General features: G+C 36.5%; 18 protein-coding genes and 1 tRNA gene. 7 read left to right on the top strand and 12 right to left on the bottom strand.

Annotated elements, in window-relative coordinates:
• Positions 1 to 11 precede the first annotated feature (11 nt).
• Positions 12 to 3,203, bottom strand: a complete 3,192-nt coding sequence (locus tag DHU68_RS02660; protein WP_108821402.1) for a TonB-dependent receptor — start codon at positions 3,201 to 3,203, stop codon at positions 12 to 14.
• 259 nt (positions 3,204 to 3,462) lie between these two features.
• Here DHU68_RS02660 and DHU68_RS02655 point away from each other — a divergent pair, with 259 nt between their 5' ends.
• Entirely contained in the window at positions 3,463 to 6,279 is a 2,817-nt protein-coding gene (locus tag DHU68_RS02655) for a triple tyrosine motif-containing protein (protein WP_108821401.1), read from the top strand.
• Positions 6,280 to 6,542: 263 nt separating this feature from the next.
• On the opposite strand, the gene DHU68_RS02650 is transcribed toward DHU68_RS02655, so the two are convergent.
• Positions 6,543 to 6,624, bottom strand: a tRNA-Leu gene (locus tag DHU68_RS02650).
• Between the two features lie 143 nt (positions 6,625 to 6,767).
• The gene (locus DHU68_RS02645) at positions 6,768 to 6,962 is read right to left on the bottom strand and encodes a CDGSH iron-sulfur domain-containing protein (protein WP_108821645.1); all 195 of its coding nucleotides are present in this window, start codon (positions 6,960 to 6,962) and stop codon (positions 6,768 to 6,770) included.
• Between the two features lie 132 nt (positions 6,963 to 7,094).
• On the opposite strand from DHU68_RS02645, the gene DHU68_RS02640 reads away from it, so the two are divergent.
• The 5 genes from DHU68_RS02640 (at position 7,095) to DHU68_RS02620 (ending at position 12,088) form a co-directional block, all read left to right on the top strand.
• Positions 7,095 to 8,867, top strand: a complete 1,773-nt coding sequence (locus DHU68_RS02640; RefSeq protein WP_108821400.1) for a DNA polymerase III subunit gamma/tau — start codon at positions 7,095 to 7,097, stop codon at positions 8,865 to 8,867.
• Positions 8,868 to 9,013: 146 nt separating this feature from the next.
• A complete protein-coding gene (locus DHU68_RS02635) occupies positions 9,014 to 9,547 on the top strand; it encodes an RNA polymerase sigma factor (RefSeq protein WP_108821399.1) in 534 nt (177 codons plus the stop codon).
• 12 nt (positions 9,548 to 9,559) lie between these two features.
• Entirely contained in the window at positions 9,560 to 10,111 is a 552-nt protein-coding gene (locus tag DHU68_RS02630) for a hypothetical protein (protein ID WP_108821398.1), read from the top strand.
• Positions 10,112 to 10,122: 11 nt separating this feature from the next.
• The gene (locus DHU68_RS02625) at positions 10,123 to 11,370 is read left to right on the top strand and encodes a DUF4097 family beta strand repeat-containing protein (protein WP_108821397.1); all 1,248 of its coding nucleotides are present in this window, start codon (positions 10,123 to 10,125) and stop codon (positions 11,368 to 11,370) included.
• A 10-nt stretch (positions 11,371 to 11,380) separates the two neighbouring features.
• Positions 11,381 to 12,088 (top strand): head GIN domain-containing protein, encoded by a 708-nt coding sequence (locus DHU68_RS02620; protein ID WP_160111056.1) that lies wholly within the window; start codon positions 11,381 to 11,383, stop codon positions 12,086 to 12,088.
• A gap of 149 nt (positions 12,089 to 12,237) precedes the next feature.
• Here DHU68_RS02620 and DHU68_RS02615 read toward each other — a convergent pair whose 3' ends face one another.
• The 6 genes from DHU68_RS02615 to DHU68_RS02590 all read right to left on the bottom strand — a co-directional run bounded on the left by DHU68_RS02615 (position 12,238) and on the right by DHU68_RS02590 (position 17,274).
• Positions 12,238 to 13,659 (bottom strand): ammonium transporter, encoded by a 1,422-nt coding sequence (locus tag DHU68_RS02615; RefSeq protein ID WP_108821395.1) that lies wholly within the window; start codon positions 13,657 to 13,659, stop codon positions 12,238 to 12,240.
• A 27-nt stretch (positions 13,660 to 13,686) separates the two neighbouring features.
• Complete coding sequence (locus tag DHU68_RS02610; RefSeq protein ID WP_108821394.1) at positions 13,687 to 14,043, bottom strand: P-II family nitrogen regulator; 357 nt, start codon at positions 14,041 to 14,043, stop codon at positions 13,687 to 13,689.
• A gap of 465 nt (positions 14,044 to 14,508) precedes the next feature.
• On the bottom strand, positions 14,509 to 15,276 hold the full coding sequence (gene argB, locus DHU68_RS02605; protein WP_108821393.1) for an acetylglutamate kinase: 768 nt from the start codon (positions 15,274 to 15,276) through the stop codon (positions 14,509 to 14,511).
• An 83-nt stretch (positions 15,277 to 15,359) separates the two neighbouring features.
• The gene (rpsO, locus tag DHU68_RS02600) at positions 15,360 to 15,629 is read right to left on the bottom strand and encodes a 30S ribosomal protein S15 (protein ID WP_108821392.1); all 270 of its coding nucleotides are present in this window, start codon (positions 15,627 to 15,629) and stop codon (positions 15,360 to 15,362) included.
• Positions 15,630 to 15,714: 85 nt separating this feature from the next.
• Entirely contained in the window at positions 15,715 to 16,086 is a 372-nt protein-coding gene (locus tag DHU68_RS02595; protein ID WP_108821391.1) for a DUF3127 domain-containing protein, read from the bottom strand.
• A gap of 51 nt (positions 16,087 to 16,137) precedes the next feature.
• Positions 16,138 to 17,274, bottom strand: a complete 1,137-nt coding sequence (locus tag DHU68_RS02590; RefSeq protein ID WP_108821390.1) for an AI-2E family transporter — start codon at positions 17,272 to 17,274, stop codon at positions 16,138 to 16,140.
• A gap of 88 nt (positions 17,275 to 17,362) precedes the next feature.
• On the opposite strand from DHU68_RS02590, the gene dacB reads away from it, so the two are divergent.
• Positions 17,363 to 18,814, top strand: coding sequence for a D-alanyl-D-alanine carboxypeptidase/D-alanyl-D-alanine-endopeptidase (dacB, locus tag DHU68_RS02585; protein WP_108821389.1), 1,452 nt, complete (start codon positions 17,363 to 17,365; stop codon positions 18,812 to 18,814).
• Here the strand turns inward: dacB and DHU68_RS02580 are convergent.
• The 3 genes from DHU68_RS02580 to DHU68_RS02570 form a co-directional block, all read right to left on the bottom strand.
• Positions 18,806 to 19,723, bottom strand: a complete 918-nt coding sequence (locus DHU68_RS02580) for a TIGR01212 family radical SAM protein (protein ID WP_108821388.1) — start codon at positions 19,721 to 19,723, stop codon at positions 18,806 to 18,808. The two genes, dacB and DHU68_RS02580, sit on opposite strands and share 9 nt — an antisense overlap.
• 48 nt (positions 19,724 to 19,771) lie before the next feature.
• Positions 19,772 to 20,188 carry a tRNA (adenosine(37)-N6)-threonylcarbamoyltransferase complex ATPase subunit type 1 TsaE gene (gene tsaE, locus DHU68_RS02575; RefSeq protein WP_108821387.1) on the bottom strand — a complete coding sequence of 139 codons (417 nt, stop codon included), beginning with the start codon at positions 20,186 to 20,188 and terminating at the stop codon, positions 19,772 to 19,774.
• Between the two features lie 108 nt (positions 20,189 to 20,296).
• Positions 20,297 to 21,841, bottom strand: a complete 1,545-nt coding sequence (locus DHU68_RS02570; protein ID WP_108821386.1) for a bifunctional response regulator/alkaline phosphatase family protein — start codon at positions 21,839 to 21,841, stop codon at positions 20,297 to 20,299.
• Positions 21,842 to 21,869 lie beyond the last annotated feature (28 nt).

The following is a 21,869-nucleotide window of genomic DNA, read 5'->3' as shown; positions in this document are numbered from 1 at the left end:
ATTACCTTATTTTAGAAAGAAATATTAGCTCCAATTGAAATTGTTCGTGATTGAGGATAAATACCTCTGTCTACACCAATTCTGTTGTAATCACCAGCTGCAATTTCCGGATCGAATCCGTCATAACCGGTAAATGTAAATAAGTTTTCAGCTGATACATATATTCTAAGGTTTTCGATAGAAGCCTTGCTTACCAAATTTCGAGGAAGCGTATATCCTATCTGAGCAGTCTTAAGGCGAAGGTATGAACCATCTTTAATATATAAATCAGAAGATTGCCAGTTACTATTAGGATTCAGATTTGTCATACGAGGAATATTATTAGATGTCCCTTCGCCATGCCAACGATCCATAAACCATGCTGCACGATTGACTGCTGATATATCTCCACGATGCGAGAAGTCGAAAATATCGTTTCCTGTTGTTCCTTGGAAGAATAAGTTTAGGTCGAACCCTTTCCAGTCTGCTCCAAGAGTAAATCCATACGACCAATCAGGCATACCTTTACCTATTTTTGTTCTATCATTTCCATCTATTACTCCGTCGCCGTTAAAATCTACCCAACGTACGTCTCCAGGTTTTGCATTTGCTTGATATTTTGCTCCTTCTGCATTTACATAAGCATCTACTTCTGCTTGATTTTGGAATACACCATCTGTTTTGTATCCATAGAAATAAGGCCACACATATCCATCTTTAGCTTTGATAAATGTACCCAATCCGGAAGCTCCGGCTGTTTCTATATCCATTTCTCCGCTAGCATTCCCTAATTTGATTAGTTTATTCTTCATGAATGTAGCGTTTGCCGAAATATTATAAGAGAAATCACCAATACTATGTCTCCAGCCTGCTTCAAACTCAACGCCCCAGTTTTCCATTTCACCTACGTTTCCATATGGTGCACTTTGTCCTGTATATGAAGGAGTTTGTACTTCCATCAACATACCATTTGTCTTCTTATTGTAATAGTCGAACTCAAAACGTAGAGCACCACCCAAGAAACGAGACTCGAAACCAAGGTCAATTTGTTCTGATTCTTCCCATCTCAAATTTGGATTTGGAATACGTCCAGGAGATGTTCCATATTGCATATTACCATACACTTGCTCTCCTGTTGTTCCGAAGTAGTAGTTATTACCTCCGTTCATCAAGTTTGCATATCCGAAGTTTCCTATGTTTTCATTACCATTCTTACCCCAGCTGAAACGCAATTTAAATGTATCAAACCAACTTGGTTTTACGTTTTCCATATATGGTTCGCTCATCAAGTTCCATCCCAAAGAAAGGGCAGGGAAAGTACCCCACTTGTTATTACCTCCAAATCGAGAAGAGCCATCGCGACGAAGTGTGAACTGCAACATATAGCGTCCTGCAAAGTCATAGTTTATTCTTCCGAAATAAGAAGCTAAGCTTGTAAAGTTATATCCGCTAGTACCTCCGGTTACTCTTTCTTCCGATCTGTCAGCGGTTCCTGAGTCTATATTTGCTTTATCTCCATTATTCTCCATCAGGTCGAAATCTTCTCCTCTCAGATTTCTAACTTGATATTTCTGAGCTGATTGTCCAAAAACTAGACCAAGGTTATGAACATCAGAGAAAGTCTTGTCATAACTAAGTACGTTTTCTACTTGCCATTTGTAGCCTCTGTGCATTTCGCTCCATACAGAACTTTTATCTGCATATCTTATTGAAGATTGGTAATATGGGAATACATAGCCGTCTTGTCCCCAGAAAGCAAGGTCGAAACCATAACTACTTCTAAACTTAAGGCCTTCGTATACATCAACTTCACCCCAGAAAGATCCTACAAATTTATCGTCATTATTTGCTGTCAACTCATCGCGATGCAACATACCTAATGGGTTTTGAAGCTCTTGATATCCTGCCGGAGGAAGAGAAAATACTTGACCTGTATATCTATCAACTATAGCTGTAGGATGATCTTTTAAGATTTGTTCACCTGTAGCTTCATCTGCATAAACTGGAATAGTTGGATTGAAACCAACAGCACTACCTAATACTGATCCATATTCGGTGTTAGGGTCAATACCTGTTGTTTTAGATCTTGCGTAAGATATATTTACACCTACTCTTACTTTGTTTAAAAATTTGCGACTTTTGTCTTCTAGAACAGTATATGATGAATTTGTTCTTAAACTCCATCTATCATAATTAGATTTACCAAAGTTTCCACCAACAATACCTTCTTGATCATAGTAACCCAACGACACAAAATAATTAGCTTTTTCATTTCCTCCGCTAACGCTCAGTTGGTGATTTTGAACAGGAGCATCGTAGTTGAAAATTTCATCTTGCCAGTCTGTGCCTTTTCCTGCACTAGCAATTTGTTCTTTTGTATAGATAGGAAGATTTCCGTCATTGATGTAACTTTCGTTCATCAATGTCATATACTCTGTAGCATCGAGTACCGCTTTTTTCTTCCAAGGATTTTGCCATCCATAGCTAAAGTTATAATTAATTTTAGCTTTGCCTTCCTTACCGCTTTTTGTTGTAACCAATATTACTCCATTAGCTGCACGCGCTCCATATATTGCAGCAGAAGCCGCATCTTTTAAGATCTCTACAGATTCAATATCCACAGGATTCAAGTAAGCAATTCCGCCATCTACCGCCATTCCATCGACAATATAGAGAGGATCACTGTTGTTAATTGTTCCAATACCGCGGATACGTACTTTAGAGTCAGATCCCGGTTGTCCTGAACTTTGAGTAATTTGCACACCTGAAACTTTTCCTTTCAGCGCATCTTCTATTCTAGAAGGTTTAGCTGTATTAAGCTCTTCGGCTGTTACTCTACTAATGGCTGCTGTAACGACACTCTTGCGTTGGATACCGTAACCCACTACAACTACTTCATCCAATAACTCTTGAACTAATTGTAGCTCTACGTTTAAAATTTCTCCGGTAACAACGACTTCTTTTGATTCGAATCCGACATAGGAGAATACTAAAGTATTCCCCGGAGCTATACTCAATGTATAGTTCCCATCAATGTCTGTTACACTTCCGTTTAATGTTCCTTTTTCCAGAACTGATACTCCAATTAGAGTTTCTCCTGTTGATGCATCCCTTACTGCTCCTTTCACCTTAATAGGATCCGACTGCCCAAAAAGGACAACGGTCGATAGAAAAAAGAGGAATAAAGAAAGTGACATCTTTCTTATGAAAAGGTCTTTCTTCATGATTAAATGTTTTAAATGGTTAAATTAGGTCACTAAAATTAACATTAATTAATTTCTGTAATGGCAAATATAGCACTTCGCTAAATAGGGAAATAGATTATCCATACATAATAGATACATCATATTTAAAAAAATAATACATCTTTAATACTATATATAATAATTAAATATCTTATAATTAACTATTTATTTATTTTAATAGTATACATAATTAAATAAATAAATAATTATATTTGCTTTTACTATTTTATAATACAAAATGAAAAAAACATTAATCTTATATCTTATACTTATAACCAATCAGCTCTCTTATAGTTCAAATATTTGGCAAAGAGAAATTATCAACTATGACCGAAAAACATATGGTGCAGCTGCCCAAAATTGGATGATAGAACAATCAAACAAAGGATGGATATATTCTGCAAACTCGGAAGGATTACTAGAGTTTGATGGGATAAGGTGGAACTTATATGAAATAGAAAATAGAATGGTTCGGTCTATCAAAGTCATCGATGATCGCATCTATGTTGGAGGCAGCATGGAATTCGGATACTTTGAAGCAGATGAAATCGGAAAGCTGAATTATACTTCATTGTCGAAAGATGTTCCTTCATGGGGTGGTGATATCTGGAACATCCTAATGCTTGATAATCAAATTTATTTTATCAGCGATTGGGATGTGTTCAGATACAATCTAACAGACAAGACCACAACTAAAATAAAATGCAACTATAAGATCAATAGCTCTGCCATATACAAAGAAGCAGTGGTGCTGAGCACCGAAAACGGAATTGGCAGGATAGATAAAACCAAAAGCGATATATCATATTCAAACTCAACAGCAGGACTCCCCTCATATAAGGTAGTAAAACTATTACCATATAAAGAAGGCTTAATGCTCGTGACTTCCAGACATGGAGTATATTATACAAAAGAGGGAGAAAAACCAATAAAGCTTCATTTGAAAGAAGAAGATTTTATCAACAAAAATCAAATTTTTAGTGCAGCAATTGTAAACTCTCAACTCATTTTAGGTTCTGTACAAAGTGGAATCCTGATTATTGATATAGAAGGGAAACATCCATCAGAGAAGTTAGATCTTAATAAGGGATTAAGAACAAATACGGTTCTCAATATATGTGTTGATCGCTCGAACAACTTATGGCTTGCTCTAGACAATGGAATAAGTTTCGTAGATATAAACTCTCCGGTTTGGCCTTTATTTGCCAATGTTTCTCCTATAGGATCTGGCTATTGTTCTATACTGTACAATGATCGATTATACTTCGGAACCAATCAAGGCGTTTACACATTTGACACACAAAATAAAGCAAATCTCATAAATGGAACAGAAGGTCAAATATGGTCTTTCAACATAATAGACGATGAGCTATTTTGCTCTGGGGATAATGGAATCACTGTAATATCTAAAAACGGACAATATAAAATAAACATTCTCGGAGTATGGGAAACTCATCAACCTGACAATAACAAGAATACTATTATAGCAGGATTATATTCAGGTATAGCTATCTTAGAGAGAAAAAATAGTAAATGGGAATTCGTCCGAAGAATAGAAACACGAGGTTTCATGCGAGGTTTTGTAAAAGGAGATGATGCAAACACCTTTTTCTTTTTAAGAGACAACAAGTGTATAGTAAAATGCACGCTAAATTCGGAATGGACAGCAATATTACATGAAAAGGAATACCCCATAGAGGGAGGATTAGTTTTTGAGAATAGATATCTAAGCAAAATAAACAATCAGGTAACTATATGTACCCTGAATGGAATATATGTATATGATAGCCTTTCTGATTCTTTTCACAAATACCATCAATTGGAGGAAAAACTTGAAGGATCTCAGGTATATTACCATCTATCAACTGACAGATTCAATAATATCTGGTATAGTACAGATAAATCTTTAAAAATGCTATCATATACTCAATCTGGATATGAAGAGAAAGGGAAGATAAAAGGACCTATAATAGAAGAAATGATTGATACTCCTGGAAGTATTTATGCTTTAGACTCAAGCAATTTTATAATTGGTACAGAGAATGGATTCTCTAACTTAAATATGACATATGGAAATATCGCGTCTAATGCAGATCTCGAAGTATATATAAGAAGACTTTCTTGCGGAAAACAGGATAGTATAATCAGTTATGGAAAGAACATAAAACCTTTAGAAATAAAGCACATAGACAATTCTATAAAGATAGAATATAGTGCCACACAGATTTCTAAAAATTCAAATATAAAATATCTGTTTAGATTGAATAATTCGGAATGGAGCAAACCTGTCAGTAGCACTAGCAAAGAGTATACAAATTTATATGAAGGAGATTATGAATTTCAGGTAATGGCAGTAGATAACCTAAACGGAGAAACATCTGAAATTACATCTATAAATTTCGCTGTACTGCCCCCTTGGTATAGGACCAATATAGCTTACCTTTCTTATTTTCTGATACTCTGTATAATCTTATATATATCCTACAAACTTACCATTAGCAGACAGGGCAAGATAATACATCAGCAAAAGCTGGAGAGTGAAATGAAAGACCAAGAGATATATAAGCTACAAAACAAAGGTTTAAAAGATGAACTTCAATACAAAACTCAAGAATTGTCTGGATATATCCTAAATCTTATACGAAAAAATGAGATGCTTGAAGAAGTAAGGAGGAAAGCATACAACATCATTCAGGCTATTGATAACAACAAAACCAGTAATGACATTAAACAACAGACACAGCAACTCATAAAGCTCATCAACAACAACCTAGAGAAGGATTCGGACTTTGACGTATTTCAATCAAACTTCAATATCGTGCATCAGGACTTTTTCAATTTATTAAATAAGGAAAACCCTAATCTCACCAGAGGAGAGAAAATACTCTGTGCCTATTTAAGCATGGGACTTTCGACAAAGGAGATTGCACAACTGCTGAATATTTCTGTACGTGGAGTAGAAGTTAACAGGTATAGGTTAAGAAAAAAAATCGGGCTATCACGAGATGAAAACTTAACTGAATATCTTCAAAAAATCAAAGACACTGATAAATAGATTATATTTAAATATTATTTTTCCCCGAATAAAAAAACGTAAACAGTCAAAGTCAAATATGGGTGCGGTGACATACATAACGCCGTTCACAATAAATTTGAGCTGCTATTGAACGATTTAAAGCAAAGCTTGAAGTTCGTGAAATAAAATTATCGAACTCCAAAGCACAATTCATCCTTTCACTTAATCAGCACAGAAACAGCAACTTATGAAAATAAAAAAAAAGCGACAAAAAGAAGAAATCTTCAATTTGTCGCTCTCAGTGCGGATGAAGGGACTCGAACCCCCACGCCTCTCGGCACTAGATCCTAAGTCTAGCGCGGCTACCAATTACGCCACATCCGCGTGTGCTTTATTGTTAGCGGGTACAAAGATATAATTATTTTGATTGACTACAATAAAATAACAAAAAAAAATAAAATATTTTTCAAAATATAGCCACACAGGGTATCAATGCTCTGTATGGCTATATCTTTACACTGTTTTTTTTAATCTTTAAAGCCTATCTTAACATGCGACCCATCGCAATACGGCTTATTCTTCGATGCCCCACAACGGCAAAAATGAGGATTTTCTTTTTCAATAACTGTCCCATCTGCCAAGGTTAGCTCTACTGTTCCATCTACGAGGATCGGTCCGTTAGGATACACTTTTACTTTTAACAATGATTCTTTTTTGTCCATGATGATAGTTTTTAAAGATTGATCATAGTTATAACGCATAGCATCTGAAAAGGTTGCCTTTTAGCTCTCGTTTCTCATTTTTTCTTTCCGTTTTTTTTCATAGCTTTGTATTGCTAAAAGAGGGAAGAAAGAATGGACAATTATATAGTTTCGGCTCGCAAATACAGACCAATGACATTTAACTCTGTCGTTGGGCAAAGAGCACTTACCACTACACTAAAGAATGCCATAGCATCGGGGAAATTAGCCCATGCCTATCTATTCTGTGGTCCACGTGGAGTAGGTAAAACTACTTGTGCCCGCATTTTTGCCAAAACAATCAACTGTCTGTCCCCCGCACAAGATGGAGAAGCCTGTAATCAGTGCGAATCGTGTGTGGCCTTTAACGAGCAACGATCATTTAATATACATGAGCTGGATGCTGCATCAAACAACTCGGTTGATGACATTCGCTCCCTGATAGAGCAAGTGCGGATCCCTCCTCAAATCGGGAAATATAAAGTATATATCATTGACGAGGTTCATATGCTCTCACAAGCAGCTTTCAATGCTTTCTTGAAGACATTGGAAGAGCCACCTCACCATGCCATTTTTATACTTGCAACAACAGAGAAGCATAAGATTCTTCCTACAATTCTTTCGCGTTGTCAGATCTACGATTTTAGTCGTATCACAATCAAAGATACTGTAGATCATCTTCAATATGTAGCAAATCAGGAACATGTAACTGTAGAGCCAGAAGCCCTAAACGTACTTGCACAAAAGGCCGATGGAGGGATGCGCGATGCATTATCTATTTTCGATCAGGTTGTAAGTTTTACAGGAGGTAACGTTACATACAAAGCGGTAATAGACAATCTGAATGTTCTCGATTATGAATATTACTTCAAACTGACTGACTCTATACTTACCAACAATGTTGTAGAAGGACTACTTATATTAAATGAAATCTTAAGCAAAGGCTTTGACGGAAACAATGTCATTACAGGCATTGCCTCACACCTCAGAGACTTATTATTGTGTAAAGATCCCAAAACAGCAGAACTATTCGAGGTTGGAGCCTCAATACGAGACAGATATATTCAAACTGCACAAAAATGCAGCAATGAATTTCTATATAAAGCTATTGAGATAATAAATGAGGCAGACCTCAATTATCGGTTGAGTAGAAACAAGCGCCTACTCTCCGATCTGACCATCATAAAACTATGTCAATTATCTTCCCCTCAAGCAGGCTCGGAAGATCAAAAAAAAAAGCAGGTAATTGATCCCATCTTTACAAAAGAGTCAGCACCTGCTCAAAATGTCGTTCAACCAAGTCGACCTGTTCAGCAAACAGCCAATTTGACAAGAAGCGAAACGAGTCCAAGAATAGCTGTCAGCTCTGGACCATCTACACAAGCTAAACAACCGGCTTCTTCCACTCAGCAATCTCAGGCTGTCAATGTTGGAGGATTAGGTTTTTCCATATCTGCTTTTTCGCAAAAGAAAGAAGAAAAAGAAGTCAAGCATGAAGCGACAATGGAAGCTATGAACGAGTGCTTCTCTCCTCTTCAACTTATCAATGAATGGAAAGCATATGCCGAAGACTTAGTAGAGGAGCACCATCTAAAGAACACTATGATAAACTGCCTACCCAATCTTTTGGACAATGGCGTTGGCAATACATTCGAGGTTGTTGTAAATAATCCTGTACAAGAGCAACGCTTGCTCGAAAATAAAATGGAAATTCTTTACCGACTCCGCGCAAAGCTACGCAACACGCAGCTACAGATGCAAGTCAGGATAAGTCAGGATAACGAAAAGAAATTAGCTTTTACTCCTTCCGAGAAGTTCAATCTAATGATGGAGGAAAATGAAAGCTTACGTAGGTTAAAAGACGAATTTGGATTAGAACTATCATAATCTTTTTTTCAAATACATTAAAAAAACTTACACCCCTCTCCTCTTTACAAGATAGAATATTCTTCCTATTTTACAAAATAATTATTCGAAGTTGTAACACTCCTTTTTTTTATTCGTTACTATAATTGAAAGGGTAACTGAATTGAATGATCGAAATTGAGTCTAACATAGTAGAATTGTGCAAAAAAGGCGATCACAAAGCACAAATGAAGATGTATTCTGTTTTTTACAAAAGGATATACAACACGTGCTATCGTATACTACGCGACTCTTTTGAAGCTGAAGACACAATGCAGGAAAGTTTCTTGAAAGCATTCTCTAAGCTAGATCAATATGTAGATTCAATACCCCTTGAGGCTTGGCTTGTCAGAATTGCAATCAATACATCAATAGATAAACTAAGAAAAAAAGAATTGGACATTATAACTCTAAACGAGAATATAGCTTATGACAACATAGCAGAAACAGATGATGATTTGGATTGGGAGCTAATACAGAATAAGGTAGAACAAGTAAAAACAGCCATTGAAAAACTTCCGGAAAGCAGTAGATTAATTATCAATCTATACTTGATAGAGGGTTATGACCATGAGGAAATAGCTGAAATACTGAACATCGCACCTGGAACAGCTCGAATTCAATACATGAGAGCAAAACAAAAGCTAGTAGCACTTATATGAAAGGAGGAGAACATGAAAGATAGAAAAGAATATATAGAAAAAAATAGACATTTGTTTGATGACAAAGAACCATCAACAGATCATATAAAGCGATTTGAAGCACTGTTAAACAAGCAGGAGAATATTATCAATAACAAGAAAGAGACGAATAGTAAGAGAAGAATTCTATTCATCAAGATTGCTTCTGCTGCTGCATCTATTGCTCTAATTGTAGGTGTCGGAATAAAATTCTATGCACCTAAGAGTATTGGTACAACAACACCAGATATAGAAAACGTAAACAGCATAGACGAATTCCAAGCGACGAATGATTATTACAACCAACAGATGGAAGAATACATTGCAGACATCATGTGCAAGCTATCCAATACAGAAACTGATAACCAAGCGCAGCTATCAGAAGATTTACAGAAAATTGTAGAAAACAACAATGTCTTTGTACAAGAAATGAAACAAAACGAGAATAAAGAAATTGCAATTCGCTATCTTGTAAAACACTATAAGGCGAACATTGAAGCTCTTGAAAATATAAATAAGAAATTAGGAAAAGTTACAAATTGCTAAATACATCCACGATGAAAAAATATATAACACTTTTAATTTTAATATGCTTCACAACCTTTCAGGTAAAAGCTGAGAACTATGAAAAGGCTCAGGATAGCATAAAATTTGACTTCAGCCTTGACATGAAGCAATTGAAGAAAGATATCCAAAAGATGCAGAAGGATATCAAATCTAAAGATTTGGCCGATCTAAATTCACTTATCGATTCTGACCAACTAAAAGCGATGAAAGAGGATCTTAAGAAGAATCTTGGGGACATGAAAAACAATCTGAGAAATGATTTAAACATCTCTGTTTTTAATAACAATTCTCAGCAAGACAGAAACCCTACTCGTACAGAGAAGAGGACATTCTCAAATGTCTCAGAAATAGAGTTTTTTCATAGCTATGGCAATATTATAGTAAAAGAAACAAATTCAAATCAGATTGATTTAGAGATACAATATTTCGACACTAAAAATCAACAGGCTGTATGTAACACGAAAATTACCAACAAGCTACTGACAATAAGTACAGCATCATCCGGAAGAAATAATACCAGAGCAAAAATAAATTATATTGTTTCCATTCCTAAAAACACAACACTCAACATAGATTTGAAATATGGAAGTGCAAAATTAGATCGATTCAGTGGATTGTTTAACGGAGATCTGGCATATAGTAACCTATCAGCCGAAGCTTTTACAAGCAACGCTATTCCCATCAAGATGAAATATAGCGAACTAAAGATTGAAGAAGCTAAAAATATCAACTTGAATGCATCTTACTCGGATATTCGCATAAGGAAAGCCAATAGCATAGAGGTGGAAGGTAACTACAATGATTACAACCTCGGCGACATACAATCTTTGACCACTACCAAGAGCTCTGCCTATGGAGATATAAGAATAAAATCGGTAGGTACAATGAATGCAAACATTAAATATATTGATGTCTCAATAGATAATCTAATCAACGATTTGGATATCACCACAGCATATGGCGATATCTCGATACGAGATGCATCAACTAAGCTAAAGAATATAAAAGTAAAGGCGAGCTATGCTGATGTGAAAATCACATTGCCACAAGATCTGTCTGCCTCTTTCGAAACCGACCTTTCGTATGGAGATATGAGCATCTCGAAACAATACAAAGTAAGCTATACAGAACAACTTGATAAGAATAATAAGGTGAGAAAGAAAGGGAAAATAGGCTCGAAGAGCCCAACTGCCACAATCTATGTCACAAACAGTTATGCCGATTTTAAAATCAGATAAATTATACAATATGAAAACAAAAATCTTTATCATCTGCACCTTAGTAGCCTCTATAATGGGCTCTTGCAGTACTTCTGCTCAAACAAATAAAGGGAAGTACAATGTCGAAAACTTCACCAAAATAGATGCATCGTCTGGCATTGATATTTATTATACACAAGGAAATAAACATTATGTAGAGGTAGATGCCAACGAAGATATCCTCAAAGACATTTCTGTCACTGTTAAAAACGGACTTCTTGAAATAAAAAGAATAAAGAATAACATGTTCAAAAAAGGCTCCCCTATTAAAGCATATATAACATCTAAAGACCTGCAAGCAATCGATCTGTCTGGAGGTGTCGATTTCTATGCAAAAGAGATCAAGACAAAAAACTCTTTCAAGATAGCTGCTTCGGGAGGAGCTGATATAGAAATCACAAAAATAAAGGCTGACGAATCTTCTATCAGTATATCGGGAGGTGCAGATTGCGACATCTCTGAACTTGATGTTCAGACATTAAATATAACAACATCTGGAGGAAGTGATGCGGAGATAAATGTTAGAGATGCAGATCGGATAAATGCATCAGCAAGTGGAGGCTCTGACCTTACCTTATCGGGCAAAACAAAAGACATAAACGTCAAAGCAAGCGGTGGGGCAGATGCTTACATCAGCAACCTAAGCTATCAAACAATTGACTCTAAAAAATCAGGAGGAGGCAGTATAAATAAATAGTTGATGAGAAGCAAACATTGCCATTAGAACAAAGAAGAAGGCCCTTAAACTTGCGGAGTTTAAGGGCTCTTATCTCTTTTATTTATAAAGTCTGAACTCAGATCTTCAAATTGTTTAAAAAGTACACATTAACAATTTTTTATTCAATTTTATTCATCATCACTATAAGCAAGCTCCCCATGTTCCATAATATCAAGACCCATTGATTCATTTTCTTTCGAAACACGAAGACCGACCAATTTGTCCACAATTTTGAATAAAACAAGTGTTAGAACAGCACTATATACTACAGCGGCAGCATTGCATACAAACTGTATCCATAATTGATTGTAATCGCCAAATAATGCTCCTTGTACTCTTCCTTCTCCGGATACCAATTGCGTTGCAAACACACCGGTTAAGATTGCTCCGACAAAACCTCCTACACCATGAACTCCGAAAGCATCTAAAGCGTCGTCATACTTCAATTTTGGTTTTACCCATGCAACCATAAAAAAGCAAACTAGAGAAGATGCTATTCCGATAAAGAATGCTCCTATTACATCTACAGTTCCGGCAGCAGGAGTGATAGCCACTAACCCAGCTACACTCCCAGTACAAATGCCTACTATAGTTGGTTTCTTGTTTATAATCCATTCTAACGCCATCCAAACGAAAGCAGCAACTGCTGTTGCCAAGTGAGTAACGAAAAGAGCGTTAGCTGCTAATCCATTCGCTGCTAACCCGCTGCCTGCATTAAATCCGAACCAGCCCAACCAAAGCAAGGCAGTACCTAATACTACAAAAGGAATATTATGAGGAGGTATCGGATGACCAACTGTCCGGTATCCTTTTCTACGTCCAAGCATTATCGCCATAACTAAAGCCGATACTCCGGCATTAACATGAACTACAGTTCCTCCGGCAAAGTCAATAGCTCCCATCTGTTGCATCCATCCACCGCCCCATACCCAATGAGCCATAGGGTTGTAAACAATTATTGCCCATAAAACACTAAACAAAAGGAACCCCGAGAATTTAATCCTTTCAGCAAAAGCCCCAATCATAAGAGCAGGTGTTATAATTGCAAATTTACACTGAAACATAGCAAATAGTATTTCAGGAATATTGACACCTTCTATTAACGAGTGAATACTTACTCCTTTAAGAAATATTTTATCGAAACCTCCAATAAAGAATCTTAAAGGATTATCAGTATCCATAAAACTTTTTCCAAAAACCCAACTATAGCCAAATGCAACCCAAATAATGCTAATTATCGCTGTCAGAGCAAGACATTGCATCATAATACTTAATACATTTTTACGACGGACTAATCCACCATAAAAAAATGCTAACCCTGGAATAGTCATTAACATGACAAGTATGGTTGCAACCAGCATCCATGCCGTATTGCCAACATTTAACTCTTCAGGTGCGATTTTTACTACTTCCGCTTCTTTGATAGTAGCCGGAGACGTTCCCGGCACAATTTGAGATATAGAATCTTGTGATAAGACAATTACTTCCTGAGAAGATAAATCTGGCAAGAAGCAAAATAGACTTATAAAAATAACCAAAATCGTTTTCATACCTTATTAACTCTGTTTTGTTTGTTTTTACATTTCTTCGCTCTCATTGTATAAAGATTCATCATCTCTATCTCCTGTGCGTATCCTTATAGACTGCTCTACACTCGATATAAAGATTCTTCCATCTCCACTTTCACCTGTATATGCAGATTTCTGTATTGCTTCAATTGACTTTTCAAGATTTTTATCACGCACTACAAACGAAATAAATATTCGGTCAATAGCGCTTATATCATATGCCACACCTCTAAATATAAGCCCCTGCTTTGCATCTCCTTTCCCTTTTACATCCCACCATGACAAGAAGTTAATGTCGGCATCATGCAATGCCTCTTGTACCTCCTGAAATCTGGATTTACGAATAATCGCTTCAATCTTTTTCATACATTCAATTAATTAATTATTTGATACTTAACCCAAACATAAAATCATACTAGAAATATTATTATTAAACACATATAGATTCACAAACGCTTCATTTTATATATTTATGATTGATTATTGCTATAAATAAAATCATATATCTATTTATTTTTGCAAAAATAAAACATATTGAAAAAAATCAACAAACATAACTATAGTTAAAATTTAAATATGTTTATCAAATACTAGGAAGATGTGTAGAAATATTAATGATGTGATTTTTAGAATAGCTCAAAACGCTCATTATGTCATATTATAACAATTAGCAATATAGTATCAAAAAACACTTATGAAAATAGGATGAACAATATTGGGGTATTATTTCTTAGAATCGTTTTGACAAGTAGTCGTTCAGTTTGTGTTTTGATAATAAAAAAAGGACATCCGCCCAAAGCTAGATGTCCTTTTCTATATTTTCTGTTCTTTTTAGCAAATATAAGTCCCTTTTCCTGTACCTATCTGAGTTGCCTTTGTTATTACAACTTCTTTCACCCCGAGATCGACAGCCTCGAAAGCATTTTCTAGTTTTGGAATCATCCCTCCTTGAATAACACCTTTATCTACAAGCTGTTTAAAATCCTCTTTCCTCAGCTCTGGAATAACGCTTTCATCGTCATTTTCATCCATCAGCACACCATTCTTTTCGAAACAAAAAATAAGGCTTACATCAAATTTTTTAGCCAAAGCTTTTGCCGTTTCTCCTGCAATTGTATCGGCATTTGTATTCAATATATTTCCTTGCTTATCATGTGTCAGCGGAGCTAAGATCGGCACAATACCTTGAGCGATCAACATTGCCAATATATCGGCATTCACCTCTTTTACATCGCCAACATATCCATAGTCTATTTCCTTCACAGGACGCTTCTCCGAACGTATCAGATTAAGATCTACACCTGTCAATCCTAGCGCATTTACACCCAATGCCTGCAATCCTGCTACAATATTCTTATTAACGAGACCACCATAAACCATTGTTACAACATTGAGAGTTTCCCGGTCGGTAATGCGTCGCCCATTCACCATCCGGCTCTCTATACCTAATTGCTCAGCCAGTTTTGTTGCCGAACGTCCTCCTCCGTGTACAAGAAGCTTATATCCTTCGATCTTGGAAAAGTCTTCAAGCAATTGTTTCAAAGAAGATTCTTCTTCTACAATTTTCCCTCCGACTTTTATTATTGTTAGTTTTTTCATCCTATAAAAATCAATTATATACAAAGAAAAAGAGATTGTTTCTAATAAAGAAACAATCCCTTCATAAATCTTCTCACGAAAGATTACTTTCTGATTCCTAGTTCTTTGATAATAGAACGATATCTTTCAATATCTGTTGCTATTAGATAGTCTAGCAAACGACGACGTTTACCAACTAGACGTCTTAGAGATCTTTCTGTGTTATAGTCCTTCTTATTTAACTTCAAGTGTTCAGTTAAATGCGAAATACGGTATGAAAACAATGCTATCTGCGCTTCTGGTGAGCCAGTATCAGTGTTAGACTTTCCGTACTTAGCGAAGAGTTCTTGCTTTTTAGCTGAATCTAAATACATAAGTTGTTATTTATAATTTGTAAAACGAGGTGCAAATATATAACTTATTTTTTGAGCTACAAACAATTAAGTGATATTTATTCTCTTAGAAAGGAAGATCATCTCCATCGTCACCACTCGTAAAATCTACCGGAGCAGCAGGTGCAGCTGGTTGATTAGGTGCTCCATAGGCAGGTGGAGTTTGTCCTCCCGCAGCAGCTTGGTCTATCTTCCAAGCTCTTAAGTCTGTATACCAGTTACCATTGTATTCGCGGCTCTCTATATCGAAAGAAACATCAAGAATATTTCCTACTTGAAGAACTGATTCGTTTATTTTATCTCCCCACAAAGTGATACACACTTTTTTAGGATACATACCGTCTGTTTCTAGTATAATGTTCTGTTTTCTCCATTCACCATTCTTTCCCATACCTGTTTGCATAGGAAGCACTTGAATTAGTTTTGCTGTTAATTCCATATCTATATTATTTTATATTTTCAAAAAGGTGTGTAAAGGTACAAAAAATAATTATTCTTTAAGTTCATCTCCCCCACTGCCTTGCTCTGCTTTTTCGGCAGCTAGCATTTTTTCGGCAGATGTAATAAACTCTTTATAGTAAGATAAAAGCAATGTAGTTAACGGAATAGCTATGATCATCCCCACAATCCCCAATAATGAACCCCATACAGAAAGAGATAAAAGAATAATAGCAGGATTCAAGCCCATTGCCTTACCCATGATGCGAGGGACTAGAAATAGATCCATAATACATTGTACCACAACATAGACTAAGGCTACCAGTCCCAGCATTGCCCAGAAACTAGTATGGCTCTGAGATGCTCCAAGCCAGCAAAGCAGAATAGCCGGAGGAAAAGTGATGACTTGCAAGTATGGTATCATATGAACAAGTCCGACAATAATACCAAACATTATTGCCAAAGGAAGACCTATTACCTGAAAACCAATAGCATAAAGAGCTGCTAAGATAAGGCATATAAATGCCTGATGACGGAAATACCTGTTCATGCTGTACTCTACGTCTAAAGTTATTCGACCTACAGTATCACGATATTTAGGAGGTATAAGGAAACGCCACAATTCATTTATCTTATCATAATCTAACAAGATAAAAATAAGGTAAAGAAGAACAATAAAGACTACAGTCAATCCGAATAAGAATGAAATGGTATTTGAGAAAAGTGATTCTACAGCGGGCCCTACAAACTGAAAGATTTCTACCAGATTTTCCCTTGACAATGTTTCCTGCAATTCCTTAAAATCAATATAGCGGCTTATTGCATCAGCTAAACTTACAGGGATACCATTGGCACTAATAGACGACAGATTGTAATTTGCAATAAGAGTATTTATTTGCCATATCTCGTTTTCGATAAGAGGGACCAATACGAAGCCTAACAAAGTCAGCATCCCTGCAACTGAAAGCAATGTCAACACTACTGCTATGGAATGTGCCAGCCGTAACTTGCGTTGATAAAAGCGCACCAATGGGTTCAACATATAGGCTAATAGCCAAGCTACTAAGAATGGTAGCAATACTCCTCTAAGTTTATAAAGGAAAAAGAGGCCTAAAGCCAAAGCGAAAAAGCTAATTATAAGCCGGATAGTACGATCAAAAGTAAAAGGTTTGTTGAATGTTTGGCCCATCAGAGTATAACTTTTAGCTAGTCAAAAAAAGAATTTTATATCTTTACAAAGATATTCTATTTTTCGAATTTCCTGTAACTTTTTGCTCATGAAGAAAGCTTATTTTGTTCAAACACTGACTATTCTCCTCATATTAACTACAAGTTGGTCTTATGCCCAAACAAAGCAAACAGCCATTCAACAATTTATAAATAACCCAACGTTACAGCATGCTTCTATTGGCATTTGTGTAAAAGATTATTCCGGAAAAACAATCATTGCGCACAACGAGCAGAAGTCCCTTACTCCGGCATCTATATTGAAAGTTGTAACCACAGCAACTGCACTTGAAATTCTTGGAGAAAATTATAGATATGCTACAACTCTGGCAAAGGACAGTGACCACCCTAACAGACTTATTGTTCATGGATATGGAGACCCAACATTAGGCACTGAGTTTTTAGACAACACGCCAAACATATTTATCGACCAGTGGTGCGATCAAATCGGACAGAATATGAACCTCGCAAAAGACTTAGATATTTTAGTTGTGGATGACTATTTTGGATATGACGGGATCTCTCACCGATGGATATATCAAGACATAGGGAATTACTATGCATCAGGGACTTATGGCATCAGTCTTTTTGACAACACTTATAAACTCTACCTTAATACAATGCGGAATGATACCTGCCCTGTAATAGTAAGAACGGAACCTTCTATTGACATAAACTTCAGAAATACACTTCAAACCAACACATCGGGACAAGACAATGCTTATATCCACGGAATACCTTTCTCGAAAGAACGACTGATTACGGGAGACGTACCCTCTAACAGGTCATCTTTCAGGATAAAAGGAGACATCCCTGATCCGGGTTTACTTCTTGGTGAAACTTTAGCCAAACATCTTTCAGAGAAAAACTTTACGATAAAAAATGTTGAGACAACCCGTGAAAAATTCTACCAACATTCTCCAAAGAAGGAGAAATATTCTTTTTCGGAAAAGGTCTTCTATCAACACCGCTCATTTCCCATAAGAGACATCATAAAAGACACCAATGTAAGAAGCAATAATCATTATGCCGAGCACTTGATCAGAACAGTAGGACGAGCAAAAAATCAAGATATATACGCTTCGGCCTTAGATGAAGGGATAGACAAGACCTTAGCTTTTTGGAAAGAGAAAGGATTAACAACCGAAGCTCTATTCATGTACGATGGAAGCGGACTTTCTCCCGCTAATGCAGTAAGTCCTTTGTTCATGTGCGATCTGTTGACCTATATGCAAACAAAAAGCGAATATGCTAATACCTTTTTGGAGTCATTTCCCAGAGCAGGGGTTGATGGCACTGTAAAGAACAGATTGAAAGGAACCCGCCTTGCAGGCAAAGTATATATGAAAAGCGGAAGTATAAATGGAGTGCAATGCTTCTCCGGTTATTACATAGAGGGAGAAAAGAAATACGCTTTTACTGTCATGGTGAATAAATTTACAGGATCACGCAACCAACTCGTAAAGGCGATAGATAAATTGTTGCTTTCTTTACTAAAATAATCTGCCTTGATAAGTATTTCGCTCACTAAATCTTTTTAGAACTTTAGCGGTGAATTCGAAGTTTTTCAACCCCCAATCCGGAGCAATGAGCAAATTCTTAGGGGACTGCGACACAAATCTCTCAATAATAAAATCAGGATTTAAACGCTCTGCAAAATCGATGCACAAATCGATATAGTCATCCACTTCAAACAGGTTGAACCATTCAGGATGCTCTCTATGCTGTTTTGCCATCACTGTTCCTTTTATTAGTTGTAGCTGATGCAGCTTGACAGTAGTAAGAGGTAGTTTTGATATTTCAACAGCATGGTTTAGTATTTGCTCTCTGCTTTCGTGAGGCAATCCTAATATCAGATGCGCTCCGGTATATATACCACGAGCAGCCGTTTTCTCGATAGCCTCAACACTTTCGGCATGCGTATGACCTCTATTAATAAACTCCAAAGTAGAATCCAGAGTCGACTCTAAACCATATTCGATAACAAGGAATGTTTTCTTATTCAGCTCGGCAAAATATTCCAACAATTCATCCGGCATACAGTCGGGACGAGTACCAATAATTAATCCTACAACATCTGGATAGCTTAATGCTTCTTCGTACAGAGCAATCAGCTTATCGATACTATCGTAAGTATTGGTATAGGACTGGAAATATGCCAGGTATTTCATGCTTGGGTACTTGTGAGAGAAGAAAGCTATTCCATCCCTCAACTGATCGCTGACAGTACGATGTCTGCCTCCATAACCCGGACTGAAACTCTGATTGTTGCAATAGGTACATCCTCCTACAGCCTTTGAACCATCCCTATTGGGACAAGTAAAGCCTGCATTGATAGAAATCTTTTGTACTTTATAAGGGAAATGCTTCGAGATAAGTTCCCCGAACTCTTTATAGAATTTATTTTCCATTCAATAATTTTCGCCTGTTGGATAAAAAATTACAATGCTACAATGAGATTAAAAATCGACTGCAACATCTCTGCTACCATCCTCCAATACTGTAATAGTCACATTTACTGTATCGTGAGGGAGAATACTTTCTATCTTTTCGGGCCATTCTATAAAGCAAAGACTTCCGCTAAAGAAATAGTCTTCGTAACCGAAATCGTAGGCTTCTTCTATTTTGTTTATTCTATAAAAGTCGAAATGATAGATCAATTCAGCGCTATCGGAGCGATACTCGTTCACAATGGCAAATGTAGGGCTATTGATAGTATCGGAAACACCAAGATTTTCACAAATTGCTTTTATAAAAGTAGTCTTTCCTGCTCCCATTTCTCCATGAAAAGCAAAGACCGTGTTGTCTCCCATTCCTTTTATAAATTCTTTGGCTGTTTCATCTATTTTATCCAGCGATTCTATTTTCAAATTCATTTTTATTTGTTTTTGTTGCAAAGATATAATTTGTGAGGCATTCGATATGAAATCTTAACTTAAAAAAGAAGATGCCCCTGATATTAAACATTGACTGGCTGCTTTATCTTACTTTCCTGTCAGGGTTATAAAAGGAACAATCATTTCTTCCATAGAGATGCCTCCATGCTGAAACGTGTTGCTGAAATAAGAGGCGTAGTGGTTGAAATTATTAGGATAGGCAAAGAAATCATCCCCACTTGCGAAGATATACTTTGTACTCAGATTGGGCGAAGGCAAACCTACCTTATCAGGGTTGTGTATATCATATACTTTTTTTCTATCATATTCCAGATTGCGTCCTTTCTTATACCTGATATTTGAGTTTACAGACTTATCGCTGATCACTTTCAAAGGGTTCTTTACTCTTATAGTACCATGATCGGTAGTAAGAATGATCTTATAACCTGCTCCCTTTGCTTTTCGGAGGATATCCATCGTGCTCGAATGCTTGAACCACGAACTTGTCAGCGATCGGTAGGCGGCTTCGTCCGAAGCCAATTCCCTAATCATTTTAGAGTCGGTACGGGCATGAGAGAGCATATCTACAAAGTTGATAACAACAACATTCAGTTGCTTATCTTTTAATACATGAAAGTCCTGCAATAATTTTTCGCCCGAAGAAGATGCTATCAATTTATTATAAGAGAATGAGTACTCTTTCTTTTTTCGCTCTATCTGAAGTTTCAGCAATGCTTCTTCATGTATATTTTTCCCTTCATCATCGTCTTCTTCCATCCAAAGATCTGGATACATCTTCTCTATCTGGGCAGGCATCAATCCTGAAAAGATCGCATTACGAGCATACTGTGTTGCTGTTGGGAGGATACTTATAAACTCTTCCTCGATAATAGAAAACTCATTAACTAGAAAATTCTTTATCTCAATCCATTGATCGAACCTAAAATTATCGATAAGTACAAAGAAAACTTTCTCGTTATTATCTAAGAGCGGAAATACTTTTTTAGGAAGAAGATCAGGACTTATTAATGGACGACCCTCGGGATTTTGAATCCAAGATTCATAATTCTTCTTTACAAATTTCGAGAAACCAACATTTGCCTCCTGCTGCTGTGTATGCAAAAGATCAATCAACGGATTGTGAGAAGCCGTTAATTCTATATCCCATCTAAGTATTTTTTTATATACATCTTTCCAAGCATCAAAGTCTGACGATTCATTGATTTGATCGCTAATTTTTACATATTCCTGACGATATTCTTCGAGTATTGCTTCCGATACAATTGCGTCTTTATGAAGATTTTTTTTCAGAGAAAGAAGAATTTGATTCGGGTTTACCGGCTTGATGAGATAATCGGCTATCTTCTTACCTATTGCATTGGTCATAATGCCTTCATCTTCACTCTTGGTAATCATTACCACCGGAACCGAGGGGTTTATCTCTTTTAGTTCGACAAGGGTTTCGATACCCGACAACCCGGGCATATGCTCGTCGAGAAAAACTATATCAAAAGCTCCCTGCATAAAGCTTTCAATCGCATCCTGTCCACTATTTACAGGTACTACTTCATAGCCTTTTGCCTCCAGAAATAATATATGAGAACGCAGTATCTCTATTTCATCATCGGCCCAAAGAATTCGTTTTTTTCTCATATCAAGATCTTCACATAAAAAGTCACTT

This window comes from Dysgonomonas sp. Marseille-P4361 (assembly GCF_900343125.1).
Taxonomy (GTDB): Bacteria; Bacteroidota; Bacteroidia; order Bacteroidales; family Dysgonomonadaceae; genus Dysgonomonas.
Note: the sequence above shows the minus strand (reverse complement) of the source record. Positions and strands in the feature narration are given on the sequence as shown.